The 16,805-nt window shown below is 57.0% G+C and carries 15 protein-coding genes and 1 tRNA gene; 9 read left to right on the plus strand and 7 right to left on the minus strand.

Annotated elements, in window-relative coordinates; translation table 11 throughout:
- The first annotated feature begins 37 nt into the window (after positions 1 to 37).
- Together J2X54_RS12425 and J2X54_RS12430 are read left to right on the plus strand one after the other, a co-directional pair.
- The gene (locus J2X54_RS12425) at positions 38 to 1,675 is read left to right on the plus strand and encodes an AAA family ATPase (protein WP_310181065.1); all 1,638 of its coding nucleotides are present in this window, start codon (positions 38 to 40) and stop codon (positions 1,673 to 1,675) included.
- Positions 1,672 to 2,781: a UvrD-helicase domain-containing protein gene (locus tag J2X54_RS12430; RefSeq protein WP_310181067.1), complete on the plus strand. Its 1,110-nt coding sequence runs from the start codon at positions 1,672 to 1,674 to the stop codon at positions 2,779 to 2,781. Before J2X54_RS12425 ends, J2X54_RS12430 begins: the two co-directional genes overlap by 4 nt.
- Positions 2,782 to 3,215: 434 nt before the next feature.
- On the opposite strand, the gene J2X54_RS12435 is transcribed toward J2X54_RS12430, so the two are convergent.
- Positions 3,216 to 4,763: a PKD domain-containing protein gene (locus J2X54_RS12435; RefSeq protein ID WP_310181069.1), complete on the minus strand. Its 1,548-nt coding sequence runs from the start codon at positions 4,761 to 4,763 to the stop codon at positions 3,216 to 3,218.
- Positions 4,764 to 5,197: 434 nt separating this feature from the next.
- On the opposite strand from J2X54_RS12435, the gene J2X54_RS12440 reads away from it, so the two are divergent.
- A complete protein-coding gene (locus tag J2X54_RS12440) occupies positions 5,198 to 5,737 on the plus strand; it encodes a hypothetical protein (protein WP_310181070.1) in 540 nt (179 codons plus the stop codon).
- Positions 5,738 to 5,760: 23 nt separating this feature from the next.
- Here the strand turns inward: J2X54_RS12440 and J2X54_RS12445 are convergent, their stop codons facing one another.
- The 3 genes from J2X54_RS12445 to J2X54_RS12455 form a co-directional block, all read right to left on the minus strand.
- Complete coding sequence (locus tag J2X54_RS12445) at positions 5,761 to 5,985, minus strand: hypothetical protein (protein ID WP_310181071.1); 225 nt, start codon at positions 5,983 to 5,985, stop codon at positions 5,761 to 5,763.
- A 148-nt stretch (positions 5,986 to 6,133) separates the two neighbouring features.
- Positions 6,134 to 8,908, minus strand: coding sequence for a TonB-dependent receptor (locus J2X54_RS12450; protein WP_310181072.1), 2,775 nt, complete (start codon positions 8,906 to 8,908; stop codon positions 6,134 to 6,136).
- Positions 8,909 to 9,153: 245 nt separating this feature from the next.
- Positions 9,154 to 10,305: an acyltransferase gene (locus tag J2X54_RS12455; protein ID WP_310181073.1), complete on the minus strand. Its 1,152-nt coding sequence runs from the start codon at positions 10,303 to 10,305 to the stop codon at positions 9,154 to 9,156.
- A gap of 178 nt (positions 10,306 to 10,483) precedes the next feature.
- Between J2X54_RS12455 and J2X54_RS12460 the strand changes: the two genes are divergently transcribed.
- The 5 genes from J2X54_RS12460 (at position 10,484) to J2X54_RS12480 (ending at position 12,433) form a co-directional block, all read left to right on the plus strand.
- A tRNA-Lys gene (locus J2X54_RS12460) sits at positions 10,484 to 10,559 on the plus strand.
- A gap of 211 nt (positions 10,560 to 10,770) precedes the next feature.
- Positions 10,771 to 10,908: a hypothetical protein gene (locus J2X54_RS12465; protein WP_019924896.1), complete on the plus strand. Its 138-nt coding sequence runs from the start codon at positions 10,771 to 10,773 to the stop codon at positions 10,906 to 10,908.
- Between the two features lie 96 nt (positions 10,909 to 11,004).
- A complete protein-coding gene (locus tag J2X54_RS12470; protein WP_310181075.1) occupies positions 11,005 to 11,505 on the plus strand; it encodes a GNAT family N-acetyltransferase in 501 nt (166 codons plus the stop codon).
- A gap of 67 nt (positions 11,506 to 11,572) precedes the next feature.
- Positions 11,573 to 11,935, plus strand: a complete 363-nt coding sequence (locus tag J2X54_RS12475) for a hypothetical protein (protein WP_310181076.1) — start codon at positions 11,573 to 11,575, stop codon at positions 11,933 to 11,935.
- A gap of 9 nt (positions 11,936 to 11,944) precedes the next feature.
- Positions 11,945 to 12,433 carry a hypothetical protein gene (locus J2X54_RS12480; protein ID WP_310181077.1) on the plus strand — a complete coding sequence of 163 codons (489 nt, stop codon included), beginning with the start codon at positions 11,945 to 11,947 and terminating at the stop codon, positions 12,431 to 12,433.
- Here the strand turns inward: J2X54_RS12480 and J2X54_RS12485 are convergent.
- Positions 12,430 to 14,385: a helicase-related protein gene (locus tag J2X54_RS12485; protein WP_310181078.1), complete on the minus strand. Its 1,956-nt coding sequence runs from the start codon at positions 14,383 to 14,385 to the stop codon at positions 12,430 to 12,432. The two genes, J2X54_RS12480 and J2X54_RS12485, sit on opposite strands and share 4 nt — an antisense overlap.
- Before the next feature lie 112 nt (positions 14,386 to 14,497).
- Between J2X54_RS12485 and J2X54_RS12490 the strand changes: the two genes are divergently transcribed.
- Positions 14,498 to 15,094, plus strand: a complete 597-nt coding sequence (locus J2X54_RS12490; protein ID WP_310181080.1) for a YigZ family protein — start codon at positions 14,498 to 14,500, stop codon at positions 15,092 to 15,094.
- Positions 15,095 to 15,150: 56 nt separating this feature from the next.
- Here J2X54_RS12490 and J2X54_RS12495 read toward each other — a convergent pair whose 3' ends face one another.
- A complete protein-coding gene (locus J2X54_RS12495; protein WP_310181082.1) occupies positions 15,151 to 16,257 on the minus strand; it encodes a DUF418 domain-containing protein in 1,107 nt (368 codons plus the stop codon).
- A gap of 134 nt (positions 16,258 to 16,391) precedes the next feature.
- Entirely contained in the window at positions 16,392 to 16,796 is a 405-nt protein-coding gene (locus tag J2X54_RS12500; protein ID WP_310181083.1) for a response regulator, read from the minus strand.
- Between the last annotated feature and the right edge of the window lie 9 nt (positions 16,797 to 16,805).

The raw sequence follows: 16,805 nt of genomic DNA on the forward strand, positions 1-16,805 counted from the left end.
CAATGCCTCATGAAGCCAGGCTCAATAGGACATGCATATGAAAATACAGCGCATTAAAATCAGGAATTTCAAGGGATTTCACGATATATTCTCGCTTCCGCTTAATACTGGAATTAATTTGATTGTGGGCGACAATGAGGCTGGAAAATCCACAATATTGGAGGCAATTCACCTGGCTCTAACGGGGCTCTACCAAGGGCGCTCGGCCCAAACGGATATCTCACCATACCTTTTCAATGAGCAATCCGTTAGAAACTTCTTAGAAGCGCTACGCCAAGAAAAGAAGGCTGAGCTTCCATCCCTAGAAATTGAACTCTTTCTTGAGGAAACTAAAGAAACCGCAGCTTTTTGCGGAGATGGGAACTCAGAGAAGGCTGACCACTGCGGCCTTTCAATAAAAGTTGAATTCAATGAAGAGCACAGAGATAGTTATGCAGAACTGCTAAAGGCTAACGAAATTAAGACACTTCCGATTGAGTACTATCACTTTATTTGGAAGAGTTTTGCGCGGAAAACAATCACTTCCAGAAATATTCCAACGAAATGCGCGCTAATTGATTCTTCGACAACACGCAACTACAATGGATCTGATGTTTATATAGGACGGGTGATAAGAGACCTCCTGTCAAACGAAGAACTAGTTTCACTTTCGCAATCACATCGCCAGATGAAAGAGGGATTTATGGATAGTCCCTCGATTGAAATTTTGAATAAGAAAATAAAAGAGCAAAATATTTCCGATAAACCGATAAAAATAGCCATTGATCTTTCAAATCGTGTTTCTTGGGAAAGCAGTTTAACAACTTACCTCAGCAATGTTCCGTTTCATCAAATCGGAAAGGGAGAACAATGTTTAGTAAAGACTCGACTGGCCTTGTCTCACAATAAGGCCGCCGAGGCCAACTTAATACTGATTGAAGAACCAGAAAACCATCTATCCCACAGCACGCTTAACAGCTTACTCAGTACTATCAAACAGCATACAAATGGAAAACAAATCATCATTACTACACATAGTAGTTTTGTAGCCAATAAATTAGGGTTAAATGATCTTATTTTCTTAGATAATAAAAATATCGTCAAATTAAGTAAGCTCGATGAAAGTACTCAGGAATTCTTTGAAAAAATTGCGGGCTACGATACCTTGCGGCTAATCCTTTGCAAAAAAGCTATTTTAGTCGAAGGTGATTCGGACGAGCTAATTGTCCAGCGTGCTTACATGGACAATAATCAGGGGAAACTCCCCATCGCTGATGGAATAGAAGTCATTTCGGTAGGCATATCATTCCTCAGATTTTTGGAAATCGCAGACAATTTAAAAAAAGAGGTTTGCGTGCTAACTGATAGTGATGGTGATGTAGATGCGTTAAAGAAAAAATATTTAAAATACGATTCGCATGAAAAAAAGTACATAAAAATTTGCTACGACCCCATAGTAGATGCGGGAGCGTTGAAAATGAAAGAGGCTCCGTTTAATTACAATACGCTGGAACCAAAGTTGGTGAAAGCAAATGGGAAAAACGTAATTGAGAAAATTCTAGGCAAGCAATTCAATAGCGTTGATGAACTTCATTTACATATGAAGTCTAACAAAACAGATTGTGCCCTTAAAATATTCAAATCCAACGAAAATATAATTTTTCCAGACTATATACTAAACGCGATTGCAAAATGAACAGCCTCATCGTTGCAGCCGCTGGATCCGGCAAGACACAAAAGATTATAGAATCCGCCTTAGAGTTGGCAACTCAAGGAAAGCGCGTTCTGATAACCACCTTCACAGAAACTTGCGAATCCGAGATTCGCAAACGCATGGTGTTGAATCGCGGTTACATTCCCCCATCCATAACTATTCAAACTTGGTTTTCTTTTCTTATAGAACACGGAGCAAGACCATATCTAGGGACAACATTGCAAAAGGACCTAGCTGGACTTCTTTTGTTTAATGGAAAATCAGGTTTAAGGTTTATCTCCAAGGGGCGCCCGGTTTATTGGGGAGAAAATAATCCCAGTTACTTCTACACAGACTCAAGCGGCAACGTCTATTCGGATAAGTTGGCAAAGCTGGTGATAGCATGCAATCAAATGTCCAACGGCAACGTAATTCGACGTCTTGGCCTATGTTTTGATTGCATTCTCATCGACGAAATCCAAGATCTAGCAGGTGCAGACCTGGATATCTTGGAAATTCTCTTTCATAGCCCAATAGACGTTCTACTAGTCGGAGACCCGAGGCAAGGGACCTATTCCACTCATACTTCCCAAAAAAACAAGAAATATGCAAAGAGTGGAATTATCGATTTCTTTTTAAACACTAAGGCAAATTTAACTATAGATGATAAGTCTTTAAACATCAGTCACCGTTGTAACCAAGCCATATGCGATGTCGCGAATAAGCTGTTCCCAACGATGGAAAGTGCATTAGGGGGTAATAAAGAAATTACGGGGCATGATGGAGTATTTTTAATACCCGAAGAAAAAATAGAGAAATACTTGGAATTATTCAACCCCATGCAATTGCGCGACAGCGTGAAATCGGCCACGCATCCTGAATATGCAGCATTTAACTTCGGGAAATCTAAAGGTCTGACATTCGACAGAACTCTAATATATCCATCCAAACCAATATTAAATTGGCTCATTGATAACAATTTTGAACTAAAACCAACTGCAAGATCAAAGTTGTATGTAGCATTCACCCGCGCAAGATATAGTGTCGGACTGGTGGTAACGAAGAAAGACAAGTGGCCGGTATCCATCAAAGAGTACGATTTCAATTAGCAGGATATTTAACATATCGGTTTCATTTCCACTCCTTGTATCCCCTGATGGAAGATTTACACCATGGCCTGAGCCCAGGGTCGCAACGTCTCTATCGGGCTCCGGTACATCTCCGGTCAAGCGCGCTGAGTTCGTGTATCTGGTCCGCCTCTGGTCCAGCTATGGTGCACAAAAATTCGTCTTCGCGCCGCCAGCACCGAGTAGAAGCGTGCCTAGATGCTAGAGAAATCATGTATACTTCCGGCCTAAGTAGCGACCGACCAACGCCCTTTTAATCCGTTGGTCGCAGGTTCGAATCCCGCACGGCCTACCAAGATTCATCAAGAACGCCCACAAGCTTCGGTTTGTGGGCGTTTTTGTTTGCGCGTGTATTTTTAGCCCGATAAAAAAACCCCGCACACCGGATGACCGATGTGCGGGGTTTTTTTATCCGATCAGCGATAGATCATGTAGAACTTCAGGCCGTTCACATTATCCATCGCGCCACCGGTCTGCACCACGGCGACGTGATTGCCAGCGGCGCTGTGGAAGACCTGGCGTCCGTAGCTGACCTGGCCGTCGATAAGCGGGAAGTTCAGGTCGGAGGCAAACTGCATCTGCTGGCCGGTGTAGCGCCGGTAGGTGGCGGGATAGGTCCAGGCGTAGCCGGCCGGATAGTAGTAGTCATACTTGCCCTCGATGACCAGCGTCTCCTGCGTACTCGACTGGCTCAGCGCAACAATCGAATTGGCCCAGGAACTGGTGCCGGTCAGCGCCAGCCGGCCCGCGTACTGCAGCGTATCGGTACGGAAGTAGGTGCCCATCCCGGTAATGACCAGGTCTTCGTTCGCCGACAGGAACAGGGTCGAACTCATCGGGTAATCACCATGGTATGGCGAGTCGCCGTAGCCGTTCACGGCCTTGCTGGTTGCATCGGTGGTGAAATAGGAAATATCCACCGGCGAGACGCCCTCGGATGCCGCATAGCCCTTGTTATTGAGCTGCGAATACACACCGTGCATGGTGCCATAGAAACGGCCGTAGCCAGACGAACCGGATTCCGGAATGGAGACGCCAGTGCGCGCATTGAGCACCGTGACCGATGGCGTATTCCACTGGCCGCCGGATTGTCCGATCAGATAGACCACGCCGGCATCGGTGAGCATGACTTCGGTTTGCGAGCCGCCGGTCGGCGATGTGCGCAGCGTGGCGGCCGTCTGCAGATCGACCAGCGTGACCTGCGCTTCGTGCAACACGGCGGCCAGTTTGCCGTCGGGGCTAATGCTCAGCGCCTTGTAGATGCCCGGCAGTACAACCGATTTGATCTGACCGGTGAACGGATCGCCGATGCGCAAGGCATCCGGACCACTCGACACCATAATCACCTTGTCGAGCGTTTTGCTGTATTTCGCAGCCAGTGGCGTAAACGGCAACTGGGCAAAGCCAGACAGTTGCGCCAGCACTTTGACATCGACACGCGCGGTCACCGGACGTTTGCCATCGCTGACTTTCAGCAGCAGCGTGTAGTTGCCTGGCGCGTCAGGTGCGAAGTTGAGCGTGGCGGCGGTGGCATTGGCCAGCGTCATGGTCGAACCGCTCGGCCTGCTGTCGATCGACCAAGCGTAGGTAAGCGGGTCGCCGTCCTCATCGTAGCTCAGGCTACCGGAAATGCTGGCGCCACCACCGGCCAGCACGGTAACGGCAGGCTTGTCGATGATTGCGACAGGTACACGGTTGGCCACCGTCACGGTCAGGTCCTGCTCCGAGGTCAGACCCTCACGGTCCGTCACGCGCAGGCGCACGACATAGTTACCAACGAAATCAGGCGTAAATTTGAGGCTCGATGCCGTCGATGCCGGCAACGATACATTGCTGCCGCCCGGCTTGGACTGCAAGATCCAGGCGTAGATGAGCGCCGCGCCTTCCGGGTCGGTACTGGCAGCGCCGGTCAGCGATACTTCAGCGCCGAGCGATGGCGCGCCCGCTTCGGCTACCAACGTCAATACCGCCTTCGGCGCAACGTTCGCTGCCGGTGAACTGTCGCCGCCGCCGCCACAACCGGCAAGTATCAGCAAAGCGCACAGCGCAAGTGAAGGCGCACAAGGTCGCGTACGCGCAAAGATCTGTTTCATATTCGGAGCTTAAGGAATTGAGAGGCGGAAATTATATTGCCTATTTTACAAATTGTAAATGTGCAATTTTGTTGTATTTCGCCAACCTTGCTTGACGTCTTGTGCTTGTGGAAACATCACCGCACCCACCAGAACGGCACATCGGTCGACTTCATGGTGCCGGTGACTACCTGCGCAGGTCGGTGACGTTCATGAAGGCAACGCCGTGGATCAGGCACGACGAGCACTACCACGTGGATTTTTCGCTTCCGTGCCAGCCGTTGGAAAACTATAAAGCCGGAATGAAGTAAATAGGGCGTTGCCTTATGGTAAAGTTGTACGCAAATAAGGTGCCCCATGCAAACTTTATCCGACGACTGACATACCTACGCAATGCCGAAGCGTTCTGCTGTCTGGCGATGCCGGCCATATTCTGGATTCAGTGCGACCACTCGGTCGAGCCGGTTAATTGGCTGATGCGCTGGTCGGCAATGGGGATGGTATCTTTCGTGCTGCTGCAAGGTGTGCTGTACTGGCATTTGAAGGCACGCGCCTTGATCGGGCGCCAGCCCTTGCCCGCGTATTTCCAGCCACTGTATCGGCGCTTCAAATATGCCAACGTCTTGCTGACTGTCGGAGTGGCGGTATTAATCGCGCTGGGAAGTGCGGAAGCGACCGTGGAGGACTTGTGGTTTTCGTGTGTTCTGCTCTCTATTGCCATACTGGAGCAGATCAACTACTACCATTATCAGCTGATGTACGACACCCGGGCCGCCATCGACTATGTGCGACGTAATGGTCGCCTGCGCAAGGCGGCGCTTGGCCTGGACCTGGAGCGCCAGAAAGCGCCAGCGGTATCGGCCTGACGCTTGCGGGCGACAGTTGCGGCTTAGCGCTTGGGGGCTTTCTTGACACCCAATTGCGACGCTTCGTAAATCGCCTTGGCGTCCTGGTGCGCCTGTTCGACCGTGCGCAGTTTCTCGTCCTCGTCGTGCCTGACGAAAAACTCCTTGTCCTGCGCCGACACCACCAGTTTCACGGCAGCCGCTTCCGGCACGCCAAATTTTTCGAAGATCAGCGTGGTGACCTCATCCAGGTATTCTTCGTAGGTCATGCGACCGTCCTCTCTTGTTGATGCGATTGATTCATGGAACCTCAGGGTTGCACATGGTAATCGCATCGGGACGGATCGCCAACCCCGATCTGACGACGAGCACAAAACAGGAGCGCCACCACCTTGGTGACGCTTCCGCCCGCCACACTTAAAACGCCGCCCGCAAGCCCACGCTCACGCGCCGCCCCACGTCCTCCAGCGTCAGGAACTGGCTTTCGTTGACCGCGTACTCGTGGGTGCGCGAGTTGGCGATGTTGATCGCGTCGGCGTAGATCGCCAGGTTGGGCGTGAGGTTGTAGCGCAGGCTGGCGTCGGTCTGGCCATAGGCCGAGCGGTTGCGGGCCTGGGTGCTGCCGCCGCCGCAATCGACCGAGAAGTGGTTGCGCCAGTTGTAGCTCACGCGCGCCTGGAAGTCGCCGCGCTCGTAGAACACCGAGCCGTTATACGACTGCGGCGACAAGCCCGGATAGCCGCACGACGGCGTGGCGACGTTGTCGGTCTCGCGCTGGGCGCTGGCGTCCACGTAGGTGTAGTTGGCCGATACGCCAAATCCCTGCAGCCAGCCGACCGACGTGTCGAACGCGTACTGGCCGGCGATCTCCACGCCCTTGATCTTGCCCTTCTGGCCGTTGCGCACGCGCGAGTCGTGGACGATCTCGTTGAACTGCGGGATGCGCATGTCGACGATGGTGGTCTCGAGGAAGTCCGACACCTTTTTCATGAACACGGCCGCGCTCACGTAGTTGGTCTTGGACAGGTACCACTCGTACGAGACATCGAAGTTCTTCGACTGCATCGGCTTGAGGTACGGGTTGCCGCCACCGGTCTGCACGTCGCCGAAACGGCCGCCGTACCAGTTGTCCACGCCCAGCTGGTTCAGCGTGGGACGGGTTTCGGTCTTGGAGGCGCCCAGGCGCAGCAGCATGTCGGAACGCAGGTCGAACTTGATGTTCGCCGAGGGCAGCACGCTGTTATAGCTGTTGTCCACCGTGGTGACCTGGTTGGGGCCCCATACCTGGATGAAGGTGGTGTCGTTCGGGCTTTTCACGGCCGACAGCAGTTCGCGGCTGATACCGGTGGACGACGATTTCACGCGCACCAGGCGCACGCCCGCGTTGGCCGACCAGCCGCTGCCCTCCCACTTCGAGTCGAGGTACATGCTGGTCACTTTTTCCTTCACCGCCCACATCGACGGCTTGGTGTAGTCGATCGCCATCGGGCCGTTGGGGAAGCGCGTCAGGTCGGAGTAGTAGGCCGGATCGTTCGACTGCGGCAGCAGCGACGGCTGGTTCAGGTAGTTCATGTACGCATACGGGTCGAAGCTCAGGTACTGGCTCGGGATGTTGCCGCCGGTATTCATGAAGTCGTCCATCTGTTTTACCGTAAACAGCGATGACGGCAATTTCACGTGATACCCACTGAACGCGTTCCAGGCATCGTTGCCCCACTTGGTGCGATCGACCTTGCGCTGCGAGTGGGCCACGCCGGTGTCGATGCCCTTGAAGTAGCCGATCTCGTGTTCCCAGGCGGCGCTCAGGCGGCCCTCGTGCAGCTTGTCGGTATTGCGGATGTCGCCGTTGGAGACGGCGTGGGCGCTGACGTTGTTCGGATCGGCGATGTTGTCGCCAAAGGTGATGGTGGGCGTGCTGCCGTAGGTGAGCGTGTCGCCGTTCTTCGGGATCATGCCGGCCACCACCCACATGTCGTTGGAATCGGACGTGGTGCGCGAGGTGGAGATATCGGCTTCGATGCGCCACTCGTCGCCCACTTTCCACTTCGAGTTCAGGCCGAAGGCCTTGGTGATCGAGAGCCGGTCGCCGCCCTTGGCGATCATGTCGTTGGAATTTGCCTCGCCCAGCAGCGTGCCGGGACCGGCCAAGGCCGGGTTGTTGGCGTAGAAGGTGGAACCGGGGCGCAGGAAGCTGGTCACCTGGTCGTTCTGGTCATACTTCACGGCCAGCTGGGCCGGGTTGTTCCAGTCGCTGAAGGCGATGATCTTGTTGTTCTGGTCGAGGCGCGAGTACAGGCCGTCGGCAGTCATCTTCCAGGTCGGCGACGGGTTGTACTGCACGGTCAGATTGCCGACCACGCGCTTGCGGCTTTCGTCTTCCTGCTGGAAGCCGTAGCTTTGCGGCATATACAGCTTGCGGGTGGTGACATCGGCCATGGTCAGGCCGCGCGAGTTGAGGTCGCCATTGATCATCGAGACGTCGCGGTAATTCCAGGCATCGTTGATGGCCTTGTTCTGCTTGGACGCGCGGTCGGTGTACGACAGCGAGCCGGTCACGCCAAAGGTGCGATCGGCGTTAGCGAACGAATACATGCCGCTGGCGTTGGGCGTGTATTTCTTCGAATTGGAATCCCACGCGCTCGAAACATTGACCACCGAGCTGTGGCCAATCTTGCCCGACAGCGGCCGCGCGGTCTGGATATCGACCGTGGAACCGATGCCGCCCTCGGGCAGGAACGGCTGCGAGGTCTTGTACACCAGCGCCTTCGAGATCAGGTCGGACGACAGCAGGTCGAACGAGAACTCGCGCCCGCCGGTATCGCTGGTCATGGTGCGGCCGTTGACCAGCACGTTGTTGAATTCGGGCCCCAGGCCGCGCACGGAAATGTAGCGCCCTTCGCCGCCGTTGCGCTGGATTTGCACGCCGGTCACGCGTTGCAGCGATTCGGCGATATTGGTGTCGGGGAACTTGCCGGCGTCTTCGGCCGACACCGCGTCCACCACGCCATCTTGCATGCGCTTGGTGTTGAGCGACGACGACAGCGATGCCCGGATGCCGCTCACCACCACCTGGGCGGAGGCATCGACGGCGGGTTGATCGGGCGTCTGGGCTTGAGCGCCGGCCGCCAACAGGATGTCGGCGATCAGCGCGGCCAGGAGGGTCTTGCGCAGGCTCGAGTGTTGCATTGCCATTTAGTCTCCATCTTTGTATTTTTAGAAATGACATGGATGACTGCCTGTTGATATTTTTGTGACAGGCAGTTCCGGCGCAGTGGCTTGTGTAATTATTGTGACTGCACGACGGAAATACTACGCCTGTGACCGGAATGGCAAGCTATCATTTATTTGTGTTCTGATATTCCAAAATCATATAAGTAACACCATGAAAAACGCCGGCGCGAGGCCGGCGTTTTGCTGAAAATCTACAATCGATGTCCTTATCGCAGCGTCACCACGCCCGTGCGGCTGCTGTCCGGCTTGAACCAGTCGCGTGTGTCGATCTTGTCGCTGACCAGCTGTACGGCACGGCCCAGCGGCAGTTCCACCCAGCGATGGAAGGCTGCGCCGGCCAGCAGGCTGCCACTCCACGCAACCAGCATGCCCAGCATTTGCAATTCCGGTTCGGGCTCGACGAAGCGGGTGAATGCCGCATTGACCAGCAGGCACACCGGGAAGTGAATCAGGAAAACCGCGTAAGAAATTTTGCCGAGCTGGTTGATGGCCGCCCAGCCATGGCCGTTTGAGGCAGTCTTGATGCGGCCGCAAACGAACAGCACGCTTGCGACCACCAGCGCCAGCGCAATCCGGCTGCGAAATTCCAGCACCAGCGCGCCCAGCGCCGGCAACAGCGCCGCCAGCATGATCAGGGTGGCGGCGCCAGGCTTACGCTCGGGATCGCTGCCCCACCACGCCATCAGGCCCAGGCCATAACTGCCGAAGAAATAGGGCGCCCAGGAATCCCACGCGGGATCGAGATTGAAATGCAGCAGCGACACGATGATGCCGACGGCGACCAGCAGCGGCATCAGCCAGCGCACCGCGTGCTTGCCGACCAGCACGCCAGCGCCCCACAGCAGCAACACCAGCGCCGCATACAGCTGGAAGTCGATGGCGACATACCAGGCGCCGGCAGACAGCGACGGATAGTCAAGCACGCCATGCAGCAGCGCCGCGTGGGCGGCCAGTTGCGCCAGCGTGGCAGGTTCCGAGATCGAGTAATGCACCATCCAGCGGCTGGCCAGGGCCGAGGCGACAGCGGCCACCAGGGTGGCGGCGATGAACGGCGGCGCCAGCTTGGCGTAGCGGTGCCAGATCGCGCCGAGCGGGTGGGCGTGCGACGGCAGACCGGCAGGCGACAAGGACTTGGCCGCCAGGAACCCGCCAATCACCAGGAACACTTGCACCGCGATGCGGGCGCTGTCGCCCAGGAAGCCGATCAGGTCGGGAAATACCGGGCGCACGTAGTCGGCCATCGGCCCGTAGAACGCCAGGTGGTGCAGCACGATCAGTTGCGCGGCTGCGACCTTGAGCAGGTTGATATAGCCGAACTGCAATGGCGCATATTGTTTTTTTAATACAGCAGAAGTCATGTGATTCCTTGTCCTACTTGTCGTTGATACGCTGACAAGCTTGCCAACAAGGTCGCTATCATAGCGGAGGTCGGGGAATCGGGGGCGCACGGACGATCCGGCCACGCCAGCATCGGGTCGCAAAATCTTTGCCGCAGGGTTGAATTTTTCGCCCGCCGCCTGTAAAATTCGCGCCCTTGGGTCGTTAGCTCAGCTGGTAGAGCAGCGGACTTTTAATCCGTTGGTCGCAGGTTCGAATCCCGCACGGCCTACCAAGACATCGTCAAAACGCCAGCCGGCTGTCCGGTTGGCGTTTTTTTTCGTCCATGCCCCTGGCATAACAGATATCACCAGAAGACACATCTCTTCCATCCAAGAAATTCAATTTAAGAATGTCATTTATCGGAAATTGAAATTATCTTTATATCTGCGACTTCGGTAAGATTCATTCATCGACACATTGAATGCAGTTCACAGGAGCCCATCATGACCACCGCTACCGCCAACATCAACACCATCGCCGCTGCCCCTAAAGCCCCACGCCGTTCGTGGAAAGCCATCGTTCGCCGCATCTTCGAACTGTGGGCCGAGCCGTACAGCCACGGTCCTTACCAGCCGCTGTAAGCCGCACCAGCAAGATCAGCATTACCGGTAATAAAAATGTAGCAAATATCGTTCGCGTGAGTGCACAATCGGTGTACTCACGGAAGAAGGCGAACGATGACCAAGCAGTTCACCATTGCCACCCTGGCAGATTACCCCGCAGCGGTGCCTGTTCTGGCACGCTGGTGCTACGACGAATGGGGACGCGCCGACGGCTTCACGCTCCAACATGAACTCGACCGCTTCGAGCGTGCACTGTGTGCCACGCGCGCCAACGCCTTGCCGCTGGTGCTGATCGCGCTCGACGGCGATGCGGTTGTCGCCTGTGTCCAGCTCAAGGCCGAGCAAGTCTTTGACTTCCCTGAAAATACCTGCTGGTTGGGCCCGCTTTATGTGGCTGCGGCCGACCGTGGCAACCATCTTGCCGAACACCTGATCGACGCCCTCGTGCACCGCGCACGGCAATACGGCGTCACGCAACTCCATCTACAGACTGAAGTGCTTACAGGTGGCCTGTATGCCAGGCTGGGCTGGAAGCCGATGTTTCGCGCCATAAATCATGGCGTGGACGTGCTGGTGATGCGGCGCGATCTTGTCGATGCATTCATGCTGAGTTGAGTTTCTTCAACTCTTCGTTTACGGACGCCAAGCAAGCTCCCGACACCATCCATGTCGGGAGACAGTCATGACGACGAACAAAGATGAAATCGCGTTTGAAAATGCCATCAAATCCCTCGAGGCGACCGCAGCAAGCATGGGTGCGCATCTGGAGACGGATTCCACGGCCAGGCGCAGCTATGCAAATCAGATCAATGCCGTTTCCAATAGTCTCAGAGCGGATGTCCATGCGGGAAAATTGACCTGGCTGCAAGCTGCAGATCAAGCGTGTCGAACCCGCAATCTGCTCATGGAGATCATCCGCGCAGCAATTGCTACCTCTTCCGGAAAATCAAACGTCGACGTTGGTCCTGCCGCACCCGCGTGTGTCACAGTGGGCGCATTCGTCGGTGGCGCAGTGGCTGCCTTTGGCGCAGGTAATATCTGGTAGGAAACTGACGTGAAATTACTTACCGACGCCGAGTGCGCCATCCGTCCACGCCGACCTTACACCGGCCAAGCGATGGCAACCTCAGAAATAATCATCGATGGCAGAGCGACGGCGTTGGTGGTGACGGGAGCAATACTGGAAGCAGCGGTCGGGTGGGAAGACAAGCGACTGCTGTTTTTAACCGACGACATCCTGCATGAAGATACGCTGCGCATGGTTCTGCTTGATGCTCAGCATCGGATAATCGATTCTGCCGCGCTTGGGACAGCCTACTCGACCGGCGTTTTCAGCGATCTCCAGTTGTTGCCTCCGAATGAATTAACGTTCCGGTTCATCGGCGGCATTACCTGGAAACTCGTGCTATTGCAGCCACCGGAGTTCGCCTTGCCTTGCCTGTCCGAGCCACGCGGCGTGTCGCGGCCATGGCAATTTTGCCGCTCGTTCAGACTCGAAGGCAAGCCACTCCCCGACATGCCGGATGAGCGTGCGGCAGGCTAACGCCGCCTGAACTTTTTCGGCTGCCGCCTGCGCGCCGCCGAATTTTGATCTTGCAAAATCGCATCCACCCGCTCCGATGCTTCACGTGACAGCCGCAGCGCCAGCGCCGTGTCGGGGAAGTATTCGGGTTGGCGGTAGGCCAGCCAGGCGTAAGCCGAGTACAGGCGGCAGGCGTCTTCCGCTTCCTGCAAGTTCATGTAGTGCAGCGGGTTGTTTTCCGGCTTGAGGTGGGTGATTTTCTTGTGCGCCAGCGCCGTTGCCCAGCTTTCCCAGGCATGTTGCAGGCTGTGCACCTTGGCCGAGATCGGCACCAGCGACAGCGCGAACTTTTCCGCCACCGACAGTTGCAGCATGTCGAGCCAGGCCGCGCGCTCGAACTGGTCCTCGGTGATGCGCGGGTAGAAAAACCCATCGGGCACGTCGATGTTGTGGACAAAACGCTTGAGCAGCTTGGCCAGGCCGTGCTCGTTGGTCACGGCCGAGATGCGGTGCAAATGTTCGAGCGTGGGCGCGACCGCAAAGCCGGTGGTCTTCAGTGGCACCGGCTTTTCGCGCAGCAGCGAGCGCATCACGTTATGGGTCTCGGCGTCGAAGCCGGCCACCAGGCCTTCTTCATGGACGCCGAAGCGCCCTGCCCGGCCGGCGATCTGGCGCGCCAGCGCAGCTGGAATCTCTTCCTCTTCGACACCGTTGTACTTGACGCTGGTGGTCATGACGATGCGCGCGATCGGCATGTTCAGGCCCATGGCAATCGCGTCGGTGCCCACCACCACGTCGGCGGCGCCGTCGCGAAAGCGCTGGGCCTGGGCGCGCCGCACTTCCGGCGACAGGTTGCCGTACACGGTAGCGACCGACAGGCCCGCTTCGGTGACGTTGTCGCGCCACATCAGCACTTCGCGGCGCGAGAAGCAGATGATGGCGTCGCCGCGCCGTAGCCCGGTGAGCTTGCGCACCGGGCTCTCTTCCATCGACAGCGGCCCCTTGCGCTTGAGTACATGCACTTCCAGCTCGCAGTCCAGCCGCGCGGCGAGCACTTCGATGGCGCGCCGTGCTTCCGGCGCGCCCACCAGGTACACGGTGTGGGCCGGCGCACCGCAGACGGCGGCGGTCCAGGCGGCGCCGCGGTCGCGGTCGGCCAGCATCTGGATTTCATCGATCACGGCCACGTCCACCGGGGTGCGGGTGTCGAGCATTTCGACCGTGCTGGCGACGTGGGTGGCGCCCGGTTCCAGCCGCCGTTCTTCGCCCGTGACCAGGCTGACGGCCAGCGGCCGGCCGTGCTGCTGCATCGCTTGCAGGCGTTCGTAGTTTTCCAGCGCCAGCAGGCGCAGCGGCGCCAGGTACACGCCGCTGGGCGCCTTGGCCAGCGCTTCGATGGCCTGGTGGGTCTTGCCGGAATTGGTCGGGCCCAGCAGCGCGATGAACTTGCGCTTGAGACGCCGCGCCACCTCGAACGACGCCGGATACTCGGCCAGGTTGATGCTCTGGCGCGTGCGCTCGGCGTGCTGCTCTTCCATGTCGCGCTCGACCGCGTGCTCGAGGCGCTGGCGGATACGGTCGAACACCATGCCGGCCGGCTCCGATATCTGCATATCGGCCAGGCCTTGCAGGAACGGCTGCGGATCGAGGTCGCAATCGTCGCTGGCGTCGGCAATTTCCTGTACGAACGCCTGCACGTGGCCGTGCAGTTCCTCGACCACCGCCGGGCTGGCGCGTTCGCGCAGGACGGCCGCGCGGGCGTCGGCGTCGAGCTTGCGCCACTTCGACGGCTTGGCCAGCACGCCTTGCGCCGGCACCAGGTCGTACGGGTAGCTGCGGCCGCCGTAATGCACCACGCCGGTCAGGCGCAGGAACACCCGGCCTTCGAGGCGCATCAGCGAGAAGCCGAGGTCGGCCAGGCCAAGCTCGCGCATCAATTGGTCGTCGTGTTCCTGGTCTGCTAATTCGCTCATGGTCGCTTCCGGTTTCTGGAAACATGATTATATCGCGCCGCCACTGCCGCGTTTTTTGTCTTTCCCGGCCGTTTCTGGCACCATGGCCCGGTTTACCGTTGCTGTGCCGAATATGCCCCAAACAATTATCAATCCCGTCCAGCACGAATTGCTGATCAAGAAAAGCCGCTTTATTGCCTGCGTACAGCCGATGACCGATCGCGCCGCTGCGCAAAAGATCGTCGCGCAGTTATGGGCGCAGCATCCGCAAGCGGCCCACGTGTGCTGGGCATTATTGGCCGGTGGCCAATCGGCGGCAGTCGATGATGGGGAACCGAGTGGTACCGCCGGCCGGCCCATGCTCGATGTATTAAGACACCAGGATCTCGAAGGCGTATTGGCAACAGTGGTGCGCTATTTTGGCGGCGTGAAACTCGGCGCCGGCGGCCTGGTGCGCGCTTATACCGACAGCGTGGCCCAGGCCTTATTAAAAGCCGAGAAAATCGCCATTATCAAGCAACGCTTTTTAATCTGCACCGCGCCGTATGCGCTGGAAGGCATGATACGGCGCGAACTGGAGTCCAGCGCCGCCGTGCTGGAGAATGTCGCCCATGGCAACGATGTCCGTTTCGAATTCAGCCTGGCCGATACCGGTGCTCAAGCGCTGATAGCGCGCCTGAACGAGTCAGGCCACGGTCGCATTAGCTGGATGGCTCCCGACGACGAATAAACCAGGCAGACCGGCAGTGCAGCCAGCCGCTCCAGGCACGCTGAAAAGCAGCCCGTTCACGCCAATTTCTGGCGCGTCTGTCCTGCCCAAGTCGCGCGATGCCACAACGCTTCAAGTGGTCCCTGCGCATGGGAACGCAGCCACCACACGCTGAACTGGCGCTGGGCCAGCGCCAGCACGATGCCGACCGCCAGCGCCAAGGTGGCGCCCGTGTGCTGGTACAGTCCGAGCCCATAGCCGTAATACAGCGCGGTGCCGACCACCGATTGCACGACATAACTGGTCAAGCTCATGCGGCCCAGGGGCGAGAAAAATGCCAGCGCGGGACGGGCATAAAATACCAGGCTAAAACAGGCGACCAATATCGCCATGAAGGCCAGGTTTGACCACGAGGTAATAATGATCAGCAACGGCCGTTCCAAAGCCGGACCGACATTCCAGTTAACGGACGACGACTTGATCAAATACAAGGGAATAAACGCCACCACCGCCAGAAACAGCACGCGCCACCAGCGCCGTTTATTTTCTTCCGACAACGCAAACCAGCCTGCCCTGCCGGCCAGCATTCCCAGCATGAACAGCGCGGGAATCTGGAACAGCCGGCCATTCTCCCAGCTCCATAAAATCACACCGGTCTTGCCGTTGGTGAGATTACCGATCCACACGTCGGCAATCGATCCGTGTTTCATATAGTCATTGGCGCGACCAAAATAAGCCCACGATGCCGGATCGGCCAGTTTTTCATTCGGTGCGGATAAGGCCATATACCACTCCAGCCACGCATATGGCTGCAGCAGCAATATCACAGCAATGACCAGAACCCATGCACTGCGCAGTCGTGCGACGGGAATCAGCGCCAAACCGAGCACCGCGTACAGGCTCAGGATATCGCCGTGATACACCATGGAATTGAACAGGCCAAAGCACAGCAACAGCACCATGCGCCACGCATAGCGCGGCCGGAAATCTTCGCCGCGTTGGGCGCGATGCTGGAACTGGATATAGAAAGTGACGCCGAACAGCAGCGCAAAGATCGCGTAAGATTTGCCGCCGAACAGGAAGAACATGCTGTCCCACACCACTTTATCGACCGCTGCCAGCCAGGCTGGCGCGCCCTGCGGCGTGAAATAGAGATCGAAATGCTCGATATTATGCAGCAGCATGATCGAGACGATGGCGAAGCCGCGCAGGGCGTCGAGCAGGTCCAGGCGGGAAGAAGGCGCGTTCATGGTCGGCGTATCCTTGGCAAAAATGCCAAGCTTATATGAAAACGATTTCTTGCGATATCTAAACTAACTCACGCGCAACCGCAGTGGCGCGCCACGGTGCCGATCAGTTCATCGAAGTCGATCGGTTTGGCGATGAAATCGTCGATGCCGGCTGCGCGGCATACCTCGCGCTCGGCGTCGAGCACGTGGGCGGTCAGCGCCAGGATCGGCAGGCTGGTGTAGCCCTGGGCGCGCAGGCGGCGCGTGGCCTCGTAGCCGTCCATCACCGGCATTTGCATGTCCATCAATATCGCATTGAATCCGCCGGGGCCGCAACCGGCGACGCAGGCCAGGCCTTCGGCGCCGTCATTGGCCACGGTGACCACCGCGCCCTCGGACTGCAGCAATTCACAGGCGATTTGCTGGTTGAGAAAATTGTCCTCTACCAGCAGCAACTGCAGGCCCGCCAGTCTTTTCCCCGTCCCGGCTTCCATATCGAGCGC

Source organism: Duganella sp. 3397 (assembly GCF_031456625.1).
Classification (GTDB): Bacteria; Pseudomonadota; Gammaproteobacteria; order Burkholderiales; family Burkholderiaceae_D; genus Rugamonas; species Rugamonas phyllosphaerae.